Source organism: Martinezella sp. CNPSo 3964 (assembly GCF_057784375.1).
Map to the genome: position 1 here is coordinate 96,250 of NZ_JBXSOW010000007.1, position 12,423 is coordinate 108,672.

Annotated in this window: 15 protein-coding genes and 1 pseudogene; 1 reads left to right on the forward strand and 15 read right to left on the reverse strand. The window is 59.2% G+C overall.

Annotated features, from left to right (window positions below):
* Positions 1-11: 11 nt before the first annotated feature.
* Genes AC13Q5_RS21525 through AC13Q5_RS21545 form a run of 5 tightly spaced genes read right to left on the reverse strand, consistent with a single transcriptional unit; the run spans position 12 to position 7,200 of the window.
* Positions 12-3,038 (reverse strand): phage tail protein, encoded by a 3,027-nt coding sequence (locus tag AC13Q5_RS21525; RefSeq protein ID WP_488503089.1) that lies wholly within the window; start codon positions 3,036-3,038, stop codon positions 12-14.
* 15 nt (positions 3,039-3,053) lie between these two features.
* Complete coding sequence (locus tag AC13Q5_RS21530) at positions 3,054-3,488, reverse strand: GNAT family N-acetyltransferase (RefSeq protein WP_488503090.1); 435 nt, start codon at positions 3,486-3,488, stop codon at positions 3,054-3,056.
* On the reverse strand, positions 3,485-4,162 hold the full coding sequence (locus AC13Q5_RS21535; RefSeq protein ID WP_488503091.1) for a hypothetical protein: 678 nt from the start codon (positions 4,160-4,162) through the stop codon (positions 3,485-3,487). The genes AC13Q5_RS21530 and AC13Q5_RS21535 overlap by 4 nt, the downstream gene beginning before the upstream one ends.
* Entirely contained in the window at positions 4,162-4,794 is a 633-nt protein-coding gene (locus AC13Q5_RS21540; protein ID WP_488503092.1) for a hypothetical protein, read from the reverse strand. The genes AC13Q5_RS21535 and AC13Q5_RS21540 overlap by 1 nt, the downstream gene beginning before the upstream one ends.
* Before the next feature lie 3 nt (positions 4,795-4,797).
* Positions 4,798-7,200 (reverse strand): phage tail length tape measure family protein, encoded by a 2,403-nt coding sequence (locus AC13Q5_RS21545; RefSeq protein ID WP_488503093.1) that lies wholly within the window; start codon positions 7,198-7,200, stop codon positions 4,798-4,800.
* On the opposite strand from AC13Q5_RS21545, the gene AC13Q5_RS21550 reads away from it, so the two are divergent.
* Entirely contained in the window at positions 7,179-7,553 is a 375-nt protein-coding gene (locus AC13Q5_RS21550) for a hypothetical protein (protein ID WP_488503094.1), read from the forward strand. The two genes, AC13Q5_RS21545 and AC13Q5_RS21550, sit on opposite strands and share 22 nt — an antisense overlap.
* On the opposite strand, the pseudogene AC13Q5_RS21555 reads toward AC13Q5_RS21550, so the two are convergent.
* The 10 genes and pseudogenes from AC13Q5_RS21555 to AC13Q5_RS21600 all read right to left on the reverse strand — a co-directional run.
* Positions 7,540-7,731: pseudogene (locus AC13Q5_RS21555) on the reverse strand (phage tail assembly chaperone); the annotation flags it as partial. The gene AC13Q5_RS21550 and the pseudogene AC13Q5_RS21555 sit on opposite strands and share 14 nt — an antisense overlap.
* Positions 7,732-7,751: 20 nt before the next feature.
* Complete coding sequence (locus AC13Q5_RS21560) at positions 7,752-8,120, reverse strand: hypothetical protein (protein ID WP_488503095.1); 369 nt, start codon at positions 8,118-8,120, stop codon at positions 7,752-7,754.
* A 3-nt stretch (positions 8,121-8,123) separates the two neighbouring features.
* Positions 8,124-8,555 (reverse strand): phage major tail protein, TP901-1 family, encoded by a 432-nt coding sequence (locus tag AC13Q5_RS21565; RefSeq protein ID WP_488503096.1) that lies wholly within the window; start codon positions 8,553-8,555, stop codon positions 8,124-8,126.
* A 10-nt stretch (positions 8,556-8,565) separates the two neighbouring features.
* Complete coding sequence (locus AC13Q5_RS21570; RefSeq protein ID WP_488503097.1) at positions 8,566-8,976, reverse strand: DUF3168 domain-containing protein; 411 nt, start codon at positions 8,974-8,976, stop codon at positions 8,566-8,568.
* A gap of 1 nt (position 8,977) precedes the next feature.
* Complete coding sequence (locus AC13Q5_RS21575) at positions 8,978-9,478, reverse strand: HK97-gp10 family putative phage morphogenesis protein (RefSeq protein ID WP_488503098.1); 501 nt, start codon at positions 9,476-9,478, stop codon at positions 8,978-8,980.
* Between the two features lie 2 nt (positions 9,479-9,480).
* On the reverse strand, positions 9,481-9,768 hold the full coding sequence (locus AC13Q5_RS21580; protein WP_488503099.1) for a phage head completion protein: 288 nt from the start codon (positions 9,766-9,768) through the stop codon (positions 9,481-9,483).
* A gap of 34 nt (positions 9,769-9,802) precedes the next feature.
* Complete coding sequence (locus tag AC13Q5_RS21585; RefSeq protein WP_488503100.1) at positions 9,803-9,988, reverse strand: hypothetical protein; 186 nt, start codon at positions 9,986-9,988, stop codon at positions 9,803-9,805.
* Between the two features lie 2 nt (positions 9,989-9,990).
* Entirely contained in the window at positions 9,991-10,560 is a 570-nt protein-coding gene (locus AC13Q5_RS21590; RefSeq protein WP_488503101.1) for a head-tail connector protein, read from the reverse strand.
* A gap of 9 nt (positions 10,561-10,569) precedes the next feature.
* Complete coding sequence (locus AC13Q5_RS21595) at positions 10,570-11,073, reverse strand: hypothetical protein (protein WP_488503102.1); 504 nt, start codon at positions 11,071-11,073, stop codon at positions 10,570-10,572.
* A 61-nt stretch (positions 11,074-11,134) separates the two neighbouring features.
* Positions 11,135-12,385, reverse strand: coding sequence for a phage major capsid protein (locus AC13Q5_RS21600; protein ID WP_488503285.1), 1,251 nt, complete (start codon positions 12,383-12,385; stop codon positions 11,135-11,137).
* Between the last annotated feature and the right edge of the window lie 38 nt (positions 12,386-12,423).

The window sequence follows — 12,423 nt, forward strand, 5'->3', positions numbered from 1 at the left end:
AATATTTGCCCTTATCTCTTCCACCAGAGCTGAGTGATCGTCGCGGTGATATTCTGAGCGTTAGCCTGGCCGCGAATTGAGTATTGATAATTGCCCTGCGCACCCGGTCTTGGCTCGATCATCATTCCCTGGACGCTCTGCGTAGAGCTGCTTCCGGCCGCTGGAACGTTGATGGTCAGGCCAGCGAGTTCCGCGCCAGTGGTATCGTTGACAAGCCGCACGCGGATCGATCCGCCGCTCCCCGCGCCCTGCACCGTGAACTGGAAAAAGTAGGAGGTTAGAACCGGGTTCGGGTTCGGATTGGTGATGACCCACGGCGCGCCGACCACACTTTCGTTGCCTGGAGGGGTGGTGCCAGTTCTCGTCTGTGTCGTGGTATCGGTGATCTGGTTGAAGTCGAGATTGGAAGTCTTGACGGTGAGGTTGCCGATCTTGGCATTCGTAATCGCGCCGTCCTGAATTTGCGCGCTTGAGATAGACACATTCTGAATCTGCGCCCACTGGATCGTCGCATTGACGATATCGGCCCACTCGACCTTGACGCCCTGCAGCTTGAGCACGCCACCCTGGAAAACCAGCGGCAGATACGACGTCCCAATATCGTCCGGATTGAGAACGCTGAACTGACCCGCCAGCACCGAGAAACGCGATTTCTGCACACCGCCGACAGTGTAGATTTCAAGGAACATGCCACTTTCGACATAGGCATTCGCGATCGAGGTGCGCAGCGCGATCGAGAAGCGAGCGTTGACGCCGGTCTGATCGGCAGCGACCGAGAACTTCACCAAGCCTTGAGCTGAGAGATCGCCAACCGTCGCGGAAAGCGCTGTCGCCTGCGCGGCCGCTGCATTGGCGACGCCGGAGACGGCGGCAAGCTCGACATCAACCTCCGCCTTATTGTCGGCGACGGTCGCCGTGAGCGTCGTGACCTGACTGACCGCCGCATTGGCCGCGTCAGCTACGACCTGAATATTTTCCGAGAACGTTGCGTTGCTCTGGCCCACCGACGCGACGAGACTGCGATGCGCGCTATCCAGAACCGCATCCGACAGCTGCGTATTGATCATCAGCTGCTCGACCAGCGGCCGCACGTCCAGCAGCTCTTGCTGCAGCCCCTTGAAGCGGTCGAGAATGTCGTTCTTCACATGCTGCAGATCAACGATCAGATCGGTGATTAGAACATTCGGCGTCCTCACCGGCAACCATTCGGACCACTCGGTCACACGGTTGCCGGCAGGGATGAAGCGTCCGCGTGCCTCGAAATCGGTGTTCGGTTCGAAGTTGGCGTTGATGATCCAGCTATACGGCGCTTCATAGCGCGTCGAATCGCTATCGAAGACATTGGCGCCGGTCGCTGCGTTGCGAACCTGCACCCAAACGCGCACAACATCATCCTGATCCGGCGCGCAGCTGATCTTGATCGACGGGCGCCAAGGCACGCCAGAACTGTCGTTGATCGTCGCAGGCTCGACCTGCCAGCCATACATCGGCTGGGCGGGCGGCATGACAGGCCCAAGCGGCGCGAATACCGGCGGCTTGTAATCATGGTCCTGATCCCAATCATAATCCGAAGGATCGACTTCGGTAATGTCGATCGTGACGTCGAGATCAGCCGAATCCGTCACGCCGTCGACGCGGAAGAGCTTGGCGACATAGCCGTTGCGGTTTGAGGTCCACGCCACGATATCGCCGGGCTCCAGCACTTCGGCAGAAGGCGGCAGGGAGATCGTGTGCCGGCGCTCGCGACGCGCTTCGGCCAGCGCCGATTTCATGATGCGCTGCACCTGGCTGGACCGGTAAACCATGTCCAGCTGCAGATCGGTCATCAAGCGCCGGCCGCCATCGCGCGCCTCATAGGCGGCGTTGTAGAGCGGAGGCGCGGTCTTGGTGTTCCATGCCTCGTTCGGTTCCGGATAGGTCGCCGACACGCCGTTGATGCTGTCGGCCAGCCCAAGGAACGGCTTGAAACTCTGATCGTCCGTCGAAAGAATATCGTCGTCGGAGAAGGCGAAGACAGCCGCGCCAGGCTCGCCGACGCGCACCTTGTAGACGCCACCCGCCTCGATCAATCGCCCATGGCAGCCGGTCAAGAGCCTGTCGATCGTCTTGCCGATCTCTGTTGCGACCTGCACCTCCGAGCTGGTCAGATAGGTCGCCTCGATCCCACTCGGTCCATCGATGCCGGCGCGGCACTTGTTGATCTGGCCGATCCAGTCTGCGGCCGGAAGGCGTGCGGCCGTCAGGCTCTGCAGGCCGTAGACCCATGTGCCGCCGTAGGTGATGCCGCGCAGGATATTGTAGATCTGCACGACCGGCAGATCGTCTCCGTCGCCACCCCATGTCGAAGGATCATTCCAGCGATGCGGGCCAACACCGCCGGCCGTGCTGTCGCGCGACACGTCATAGAGCTTCGCACCCTGCACCTCGAAGCGGAAGGTCGGAAAGCCGGTAAACAGCTCATCATCCGCCTGCGATGTTACGATGGCATAGGCAACACCGCGCCCGACGCGCGTTGCCGCATAAGGCCTGTTGCTGCTGGAAACCGTGTTGACCAGAAATGGATCTGCGACAGTCTGCGTGCCGTCGTAGAACTTGATCCACATATGGTTGTTGTTGCCGGTATTGTACTCGACAACCGGAAAGCCCCAATCGCCATAGCTTGTATCGCTGGTATCGACGGTGACCGGCGCGCCATTCACCCAAACTGCGGGAATGGCGCCACTCGGAATATCAGTCAGCGCGATAACCTGCGTGAAATAGGCGTTCGGCGTCTTGCCCGCCTGGCCCCAGGTGTTCGCATAGACCAGCGAACCGGCCGTGCAGCGGCGGCCGAGAATAATGGAACGGCCGACATCGCCGCCAGCCTGCAGCTTGCCTTGCACGCCATTGATGGCATGGGTATCGGCGGGCTTGGTGAGCTGCTGGGCAAGCATGGATACGCCGATCCCGACTGCAGCATTGAGCGCAAAGGCGGAGACCGACGCAAGGAAGCTCGAACCGAGGACGCCAGTCAGCGCCGCAGCAGTAAAGACAGCCATATTGAAACCGGAAAATTAGAGAGATTTCAGAAAGTGCATTTCGACGGGCTCATAGCCCTGTCGTTCGTAAAGCTCGGCGGGCGCCGGATAGCGGCCGAGGCCAACCATCGAGATATAGGCGCACCCGCGTTCCTTGGCCCACGCCTCATAGGCGGAGAGCATTTTCAGCGCCGACCGGCCGCGCCAGGCGGGATCGATCCACCAGACCAGTTCCGAGGCGACCCTGACCGGCGCTAGATGATGCGGAGCGGCGATAGCGGCCAGGACACCGCGCGCCACGCCAGTCTCCTCGAGGATGAGGCAAAGACGGTCGTCATCGGCGAGCGATGCGCGAAACAACCCATCAGCCATGGCGGCGGAGAACGGCAATGCAATTCCGGATGCGGCATGGAAGGCCTTACACATGGTGAGCACGCGCATCTTGTCGGCTTCGACCGCATGGCGGATCATCGGTTCGCCGCCTGCACATTGGAGCTGATGCGCTGCGCGCCGGCCGTGTCGATCTTGCCGGTTTTCCGGCCCCAGAAGAATTCCCAATCGCCGACCGTCGTGGCATCGCGAAAGAAATCATCCGTCGCGTTGCGCAGGATCTGGCTGTCATGCGAGCGGGTATCCGGGTTGCTGCGCGTCGTCTCCTGTGTGTTCGGCGCACAGGTCAGCGTGATCGAGCCGGCGTCACCCTCTTTCGGGGTGACGATATCGAGATCGTCGACGTAGCCGATGAAGCGCGAAAAGGCCGGATCGACCATCTGCCGCGTAATCGGATCGAACATGCCGCGATAGACTTCGACGCCGGCCTGCTTCATGTCATAGCCGCGGACGATATTAGCAACCGCCTCGTCGAGCTGCGACATGGTAATAGTGACATTCTGGATCGAGAGGTTCGACACCAGCGGAATATCGCTGATCTGGATCAGCGAGCCGCTGCCCTCGAAATTGCGCGTTTCCGGCAATCCTGTGTTCGGGTTCAGGACCTGAGCGGCGACGTTACCGAGATCCGACCAGAAGCCATATTCGAACGGTGCGCCGGTATCGAGCGTCCTCGCCTTGATCCAGAGGAAGTCGCGCGCGACCAGGCGCCGCGCCTGCAGGGCGGCATAATTGTTGGCTGATATGTTTCGCATCAGCGCGCCTCCATGCCTTTGAAGGTGATTGAGCCGCGACCGGTCTGCAGATCACTCGTCGAGGTGATCGAGTCCGGCACGATGTTCATGATGCAGCTCGGCCGCACGAGGCGAACGGAGGCATTCACAAGCGCGGTCGGCCAGAGATAGGGGCGCACCTCGAATTGCCCGGTCACCCCGCCACCGCTCGCCGTCGCCACTTCCATGACGCGATGCAGATCCGCCGTGCCGATCTGCAGGAGATCGCCGACGCTGACCTTATAGGCGGCCGGCAATCCCTTCAGGGAAACGATGCGGCCGCCCGATAGGCTGTTGAGCTGGCATACGCCCGAAAAGGCGCCACCGGTCGGCCAGGAGCCGTTGGGATAGGCGATCGGGTAGCAGCGGCTCAGCGGATATCCGACGAAGGTTGCGGCGCCATTTTCGAGCGCATCGAGGCGAGCACGCCATTCATCCAATTCGTTGGCGGTCAGGCTACGGGTCTGCCATGTGCCAACCCAAAGGGGCGAGCCGAGATCCTTGACATAGGTTTTGCCATTGGCGGACCGGCTTTGCTCCTGGCGCCACTGCGGCTGAAACTCCGTCGTCCATCCGGGGAACGAGGCCAGAAAGTCCAAAGGAAATGACAGCATAGATCAAATGCCCTGCTGGCGCGTCTTCTTGGCGACACGCACGGTATTGATGACGCGCGAGGAAAACTCCTGACGATCCCTGTCCATCTGCTGCTGCAGGCGGGCGACGGCGGCGGCATCCGCACCGCGATTGTCGATTACGGGAGCGTAGGTGATCTGATAGCTGTCATTGGCCGCGCGGGGCGCAATCTTCGGCATGCGCAGGCTAACGGGAATGGTGCGACCATCCGGCAACGGAACCGCTGCTTCCGGCCAGCCAGTTTCACCAAAGATGGCGGCGCTGCTCGACACGCCGCCGCTGGCGAAACGCTTCAGCGGCCGGCCATTGGCGGCGATACCGCCATCGGCGAATGTGAACCACTTGCCGATCGACGAAAAGATGTTGCCGAAGGCACCGCCAGAGGAATTACTTGTCGCAGGTTTGAACAGCGCGTCGAAAGCTTGGTTCAAAAACATGTCCCCTAGTTTCTTCCCGATATCGCTCAAAACCTCACCGAAGCTCTTGGCGCCGGTAATCGCATCGATCGTATCGCTCTTGAAGGTCTGGTAGAACTCATCCGCCGCCTGCTGCGACCGCTCCTGCGCCTCCTGCACTTTGCGAAGCGCCTCCGCCTGAGCAGCGTAAGCCGCCGACTGCTTGTCGATTTCGGCCACCTTGTCGGACGATAACTTTATATCGTCGAGATCGGTCTGACCCTTCCTGCGAGCCTCCTCACGGAGATCCTTTAAAGCGCGCTGCTCAAGATCGAGCGCCGTACGGCGCTTCATCTGCTCCTCGAAGGATTTCCCGACAAGGCCGATTTCTTCCTGAAGCGCCTGAGAGCGATCCTTGATCGACTGCAGATCCTCGCGAAAGCGATCATCGGCCGTCTTCTGCGGTGCGCGTGGCGCTCGTGTCCGGCCGAAACGCTCGCCTGGCAGACCTTCCAATTCAATATTCGGCCGCTTTTCAGGCGTCGGAACCGGAATGTAGACGCCATTGCTAAGAATTCTGGGATCTTGGTTTTCGTATTGCTCTGCGTTGTAAGTCTGCTGTTCATTCGCGTCGGTGATAATGCGACCGTCACCCGATATCATCGGGTTTAGCGAGCCCAGAGGCGGCAGGTTTTTGACGATTTCAGTCAGTGCCGCCGCCTCCTCACGAAAGCCAGCCGCTGTTCGCGATGCTGTTTCGATCTGCGCGGCAAGGCCACCGAACTGATTGGCAAAATCTTTGATCGCGGGAATGCCAGTCGCATTCGCGAAATCAATCAATTCTGCTTGGACCGTCTTCGCATTCTCTGCTTTTGCAGAGCCGTCATCTATCCCTTTGGTCAGCTCATTAAACGAACGCTGTAGGGCATCAATGCTTCCGGCCTCAGCGCCAGCCAGCTGCAGCAATGATACGATGTCAGTGAAGTTGACTTTCAGATCGCCGGTCGTCTTACGCAAGTCGCTCCACTGCGAATCCGCTTCAGAGGCAGCGGCCCCCGTGATGTCCTCGCTGTCTTTGAGCCGTTGGCGTTCGTCAGCGTACCGCTTCAATTGCGGCAGTGCGTCGCCCCATTTTTCGGCTACTCGCTGAATAAGTTCGGCCTCTTTCTCAAGCGCCTCTTGCGACTTTTCCCCGTTGCCAGCGACAGACATGAAATATTGGATTGCCGCCGCACCAGCCGCGGTCAAACCTATCGTTGCGAGGGAGACCGGGCTCACCAATGAGGTGAAGGCAGCAGCAAGGCCGCCCACGATCTGGCGGCCGCTGCCCATTGTCGACAACACAGACGATAACTGAGTGCCTTGCTGCAGGGCAATCTGCAGCGGGTTCATACCCATCGCCGCCGTAACGGCTACATCCTGGAACTGCGCGGCAATGTTGGCGGTCTGAAACGAGTTCGCCTTGCCGACGCCACCCGAAGTGGTGATTGTCGCGGTGATCGCACTGTTGCGTCTTTTGATCGCATCAATGCTGGCAAGAGCCGCCTGCCGTTCGCGCTGGATCGCCGCCGTCATTTCATCGGCGGAAATCGCGCCGAGATTATGGGCTGTCTTAATCTCGCCCACCACAGCTTTATATTGCGAGATGGTGGCATAGAGCGGATTATATTTCGCCCTTAGCGCATCGACTTGCCGCCCCTGATCGGCGAGCAAGCCATTCCACTGCTTGACGCCCTGTTGGCCGATACCAACCATGTCGTTGATTCGCGACTGCAGGGCGGTGGTCATCGATTTATTGATGCTGCTGCCCACACCATCAAATTTGCGGACAATCGCGTTCGTCGCCGAGCCAACATCACCCACAAGGCGGTCGAGCGATCGCCGCACGGTTGCAAGATCCGTGCTGATACTGATAATCAGATCGTCAGTTTGGTCGGACATTTCTACAGAACCGATGCTGGGAGGAATTGATGGACGCTGCGCTGAAAGCATTGATCGCGGTGACGTGCTTTGCGATCATTGCCACCTGCGGCTATTTCGGATTGCGCGATTTTCATGAGAGTTCAGCTCAAGAAGGCCGCACGGAAGCATTTGCAAAGAAGCTGGAAGGCGCAAATGCTCAAAGAGATCGAAGGCGTACAACCGAACTCGCGCGGGACGGGTGCCGAGCCAGAGTTGGAGAATTGCTTGTAGCGCACCAATCAAACTCGATCGTGGCGGCAAGCGATGTCGCGCCCAATCTTGCGCACGACATAGGCCTCTGTATCAGAGGCGGAATTTTATATCCGTTTGAGAAGCAGGAGCTTCAGGAGAGGTCTCTCACAGATATATTTAAGGATGCGTAGCTTTACCGTATCTGGCGACCAGAGCGTCTAACTGATCGTTCGTCGGCCCGTTCGCTTGCTGATCAGCTCCATTTGCCTCGTTCCATCCGGCAATGGCATCGAAGAATTCAGTCAGAGTGCTGCTCCAAAAGTCTGCCGGCTTCCAGCCGAGCACGCCGAAGGCGGTACGCATCCACTCCCGCCAAGGAAATGGCGCGACTAGTTTGTCGCGCTGCTCGTTTCCTTGGCGGTCTCGTCGTTTCCCTCATCACCATCGAAATGATGAGCAAGAGCTGCCGCGAAAGCGATGGCGCAAGCCTTAAAATCCTTCAGGCGGACTGCCCCAAGCGCTGCCTTGCGATCGCCTTTGTCCTTTACCGTCAGATGAAGGATTGCAGCTTCTGTAGCCGCGACTTCTGTCCCCGTCAGCCTCACGAACAAATCGGCGAGCGATTTGCATTCAAGATGCGTCGAGACGGCGGAAAGGCCGTGCATTTCGGCCGCGATGACGAGGGGAACCTTGCCGACCCACAGGGCGACTTCGCCCCGTGCGCCGTTCACCTCATATGGGAAATCCCTTTTATCCATGGATTACACCTCGGCCGTGAAGGCGAGCTTGCCGGCGGCTGTCCACGTACCATTAAAGGTCATAGTGCCTTCCATTTCGCCGCCAAGCTCGAAATTCGTGACGATCCAAGGTCCAACGAAGGAACCAAGGCCCGGCGCAATGACGGTGGCATTGAACTTTTCGCCGTTGATGACGTGGTTCATGAAGGCCGTGGTGCTAGCGCCTTTCACGTATTTTCCTTGACCGGTAAAGGTTCGGCTCAAGATGCCCGCGTCAGAGGTTTTCTGCGGCGTATCACCGGGATTGACGCAATCGGGAATGGTCGTATCGACTTCATTGGCCGAGAGATTGAAATTGCGGGTCGTCAAGCCGCAAAGGTTCGCGAATGTTTCAGGAGAGGCCCCGTCTCCGATCTGAATCAACAGGAGGCGGCCTGTCTGCTGTCCGTCTGCCATGGTGCTACTCCTATGAGCTGGCTTTTTCGAGGATTACCGCAAAGTTGATGACGGCATGGCTCGTCAGGCCGTCAGCATCGCGCATGGTTTGGGTATAGCGGTGGTCGACCGTCACCACGCGATGATTTGAAAGTGTCAAAGGCTTCTGATGCAGCGCATCTTCCACGGCGCCGGCCACCCGTTTGACCTCGGTAGAGCCAGGCTCTACGGACCATGCATGCAGGGTCAGATAAGCCGTACCGCCGGCAATGCAGCCGATATCGCCACGCTGAAAATCGGATTCGCCGAGCGTGACGCGAGGAAAGGTCGCGTCGTCCGGAACACTGTCGTAGACAGCATCGCCGACAAGCGCAGTCAGGGCGGCATATTGCGTCAGGCAGGAATAGACTGCCTTCTGCAGCTCGAAATCCGATGAAGACATGTCAACCCTTCTTACGGGCGGCCCTGACCGCCTTATTGATGGCATTGGCGATCTTGCGCTTTGCCTTTGGCTTATAGGCGCGCCATGTCGGGAAGATATGCGGTTGCGCTGGTGTGCCGGGGTGCCTGACACTGCGCGTAAAAACGCTCTCGCCTTCCGCCGTCTTGAAGGCCAGCTTTTCGCCTGGCCTGGCCTTGATCATGTGGGCGCGAGAGCCGAATTCCAGAAACCGCCAGATAAGAGGACCGAAGACGCCTGTTGCGTCCGGATCTTTCGATTTCTGCGTGGAAAGCGTGCTTTTGGCGTTATGATCGCGCTGATAGCCGCCGACGATCTCGTTGCGGTATTCCCCGGTATCGACCGGTGCGCGCGCCGCGATCAGCCTTGCGGCCTCCTGCGCCACCTCAAGTTTCGCCTTTTCGGCCTGCTTTTCCGCCTCCGGCACGAGCGCGGCAAGCCTCGCCGTCAATTCGGCGCGACCAAAAACCTTTGCTTTGAACATGACTACTGCGCCACGCCGCTCTGACAGAGAAAATCAAGCCACAAACGATCATCGCTCGGCGTGACATCGCGGATATTGAATGCGACACCCGTCCGAACATCGCGCAGGCGCCAATCGGTCGTCACTTCACGCGCAAGGCTGGACGATCGCACGAAAACGACCTGAGAGTGCCGGCCTTGCAGACGATCGGCCATGACGGCCTCTCCCCCTCGCAAATGCGCATAGCCGGCGCGCGCCTGAAACTGCTCCTGCCAATCGCCGCGCTTGTTGCCGGCTCCATCGGAGATCATTACGCGCTTGTCAAAGGCGATGCGGAAAAAGAGGTCACCCGCTGATCGAGCTTGCCCCATCGTCTTCCATCTTTCTCGGTGCGTTGACTGCCTTGCCGGCAGAAATTGCCTGAATGGCGCAGTCGCGCTTGACGACCTCGACCATGCCGGCGGTGTAAAGAATCGATACGGCCGGCGTCGGCCGATACAGGAAGTCAGCGGTGAAACGAACGCGGGCCATGGTCACCAAACCCTGTAAGACGACAGCAGCGCTTCGACGGCAAAAGGCACAACGAAAGGCTGCTGCCCCGTCGTAACGACAGGCTCGCGCACCGTGTACCACTGAGCTGCGAGCATCTTGACCGCAATCCGGATCGGCTCTGGAACAGTATTGATCCACTTTGTCGGATCGTCGGGATCCTGCTTGCCGTAGCCTGCCCGATAGCGGATCTTCACATCGCCCTCGTGTCCTCGAACCGCTGGCAGATCGTCGAAATATAGCGGAGTCGGAAAAGGCCAAGTCTGCTCGACGCCATCCGGATCAACATACTTTATCGACAGGATTTCGACCTCGGGCGGAAATGGCAGCGGCTCGCGATTGCTCGGCCAGTCGCATCGCTGCCATTCTAGCACCTGAACGCCGAGAGCACGCCCCAGCCATCCGGCTGGTCCATCAAGCCACTGCGTAGCGGCCAGAATGAACGACCTGATCAACTCGTCATCGTCAGTGATGGCTTGATCGACCACTAGGTACTGCTTGGCCTCATCAACGGTGACAATCTCGGTTGGAGGTTCGATGACAACGACGCGCACGGCATGCCCCTACTTGTTTTTCTCAGTGGCTTGCTCGGCCTTGTTGGAAGGCTGATCCTCCGGTTTGGTCTTACCGCCAGTCTCGGCTTTTGCCTTTTCCACATCAGCCGTGAGCGCGCTGATCTTGGCCTCAGCATCCTTCCGCGCAGCATCAACCCGGCCGGTGATCTCCGTCAGCTCAACACCAGCACGCTCTCGGGCTGTGGCGATCTCAACGCCGATTTCCGCAAGTTTGGCGTCGGCGGCTTCCCTGGCCTCTTTCAGCTCCTTCGAGATAGCCTCGCGGGCCTGCGAGGCCTGGTCCGCGAACAGGTTAATCTCGGCCAAGATTTCCGCCTTAGTCGTGGTTCCGGTGGCGACCGCGTGTTCCCGCTCCGAGCCGGGCAATGCCAGCACGCCGAGAGCGACCAGATGCTGTGCATCGTTTTCCGGGATCTCGCGTGTTTCCCCGCGCTTGTAGAAGCGATCGCCTTCATGTTCGCGAAGAACGTCGTATTTCACGATTTTGCTCATGCTACTCTCCTTCGGTTCATGAAGCAGGCGGATTGCGCCGCCTGCTGTTATGAGCCGAAGATTAGGCAACGCGACCGAAGTCGCCGTAGATGAAGGCTTCCGGACGGTACACCGCAAGCGCAAGCCGCTCTTCGATCAGCATGGTGATCAGGTTCTTGATGAAGTCGTCCTCGTTCTCGGTGGCGATTTCGACACGCGCCATCCAGCGGTCAAAGATCTGCGCGCCGAGCTTGAAGGCGCCCGTCAGGAACTTGTCGACCGCCATTGCCTGGGTCTGCACGACAGGCAGGCCCCAGAGCGTCGGTGTGATGGTGCCCTGCGGATTACCGATGATGTAACGGTCAGTCGTATCCTTGAGCGTTTCGACCCAAGCCCAATCGATAGGGTTCATGACGTGACCGGTGGCCGGATATTCCGCCAGGACTGCCTGCAGCATTGCCAGACGCATGATGTCGATGCTGGTCGGATTAGCCAGAGCGATGGGTGCCGCAAACGCCGTTGCCTGCGGAATGATGCCGAGCAGGTTCTGTCCGGTGCCATCGCCGTTCAGGAGCTGCGTCTCCTCCTTGAACGCAAGCCCGTATCGACCGCGCCCGTCAATATAGGAAGCCAGCTGCGCAAAGTCCTCCATGGCCTGACGGGATGCCTTGAAGTGATGGGCGATAACTTTTGCCGATGTGTTTTTCAGCGCGAACTTGATATCGGACTGCGGTTTCGCTGCGCCTTCCGCGACCATGCCAGCACCATTGGTGAACCCTGTTTCCTGCACATATTCGAGGACACCACCATCCATTCGGCCAGGAGTAAGCAGGTCGCGAACGGTCATGCGGCGCTCAGGCGGCGCAATGATGCCGGGAAGTCTGGTCGGAGGAATGGCAGCTCCGATGGCGCCCGCGGTATCGGTCGTGGCGGTCGTAATGACGGCCTTGACCTGCATGTCGACGCGGCCGCGCGGGTTGCTTTGGCCGCAGAACTCCTTGACCTTGGCATCCTCGACGAACTGCTGGCCCAGGCTTTTTTCCGCGTCGGCAGTATCGCCACGATTGCGCGCAAGCTTCTGCTCGAACTCGGCCACCTGCTCCATGAGGCCATTCATCTTGAGAAGCGCCTCGTCGGCCTTCTCCTTGATGCTGGACGACATCTCGCCGCTCTTCTTGGCTTCGCCAAGCGCCTTTTCGGCAATCTCCTTGGTTTCATCCATCGACTTCTGGAACAGCGCCTTGACCTCATCGGCAAGTTCCTTTGCCGATTTGGTGTCGTGACCGCCGGCATCACGCAGATAGCGGCCGGCCGCACGTTCATTCGCACTCATTGCGCCGAGCACAGCAAAGGCCGACGCGTAGAAACGCA

Coding starts and splice junctions, on each gene's coding strand:
- AC13Q5_RS21535 (WP_488503091.1), bottom strand. CDS start 4,162: ATGCGAAACATATCAGCCAACAATTATGCCGCCCTGCAGGCGCGGCGC.
- AC13Q5_RS21550 (WP_488503094.1), top strand. CDS start 7,179: ATGGACGCTGCGCTGAAAGCATTGATCGCGGTGACGTGCTTTGCGATC.
- AC13Q5_RS21525 (WP_488503089.1), bottom strand. CDS start 3,038: ATGGCTGTCTTTACTGCTGCGGCGCTGACTGGCGTCCTCGGTTCGAGC.
- AC13Q5_RS21600 (WP_488503285.1), bottom strand. CDS start 12,385: ATGAGTGCGAATGAACGTGCGGCCGGCCGCTATCTGCGTGATGCCGGC.
- AC13Q5_RS21595 (WP_488503102.1), bottom strand. CDS start 11,073: ATGAGCAAAATCGTGAAATACGACGTTCTTCGCGAACATGAAGGCGAT.
- AC13Q5_RS21570 (WP_488503097.1), bottom strand. CDS start 8,976: ATGTCTTCATCGGATTTCGAGCTGCAGAAGGCAGTCTATTCCTGCCTG.
- AC13Q5_RS21585 (WP_488503100.1), bottom strand. CDS start 9,988: ATGGCCCGCGTTCGTTTCACCGCTGACTTCCTGTATCGGCCGACGCCG.
- AC13Q5_RS21575 (WP_488503098.1), bottom strand. CDS start 9,478: ATGTTCAAAGCAAAGGTTTTTGGTCGCGCCGAATTGACGGCGAGGCTT.
- AC13Q5_RS21580 (WP_488503099.1), bottom strand. CDS start 9,768: ATGATCTCCGATGGAGCCGGCAACAAGCGCGGCGATTGGCAGGAGCAG.
- AC13Q5_RS21530 (WP_488503090.1), bottom strand. CDS start 3,488: ATGATCCGCCATGCGGTCGAAGCCGACAAGATGCGCGTGCTCACCATG.
- AC13Q5_RS21565 (WP_488503096.1), bottom strand. CDS start 8,555: ATGGCAGACGGACAGCAGACAGGCCGCCTCCTGTTGATTCAGATCGGA.
- AC13Q5_RS21545 (WP_488503093.1), bottom strand. CDS start 7,200: ATGCTTTCAGCGCAGCGTCCATCAATTCCTCCCAGCATCGGTTCTGTA.
- AC13Q5_RS21560 (WP_488503095.1), bottom strand. CDS start 8,120: ATGGATAAAAGGGATTTCCCATATGAGGTGAACGGCGCACGGGGCGAA.
- AC13Q5_RS21540 (WP_488503092.1), bottom strand. CDS start 4,794: ATGCTGTCATTTCCTTTGGACTTTCTGGCCTCGTTCCCCGGATGGACG.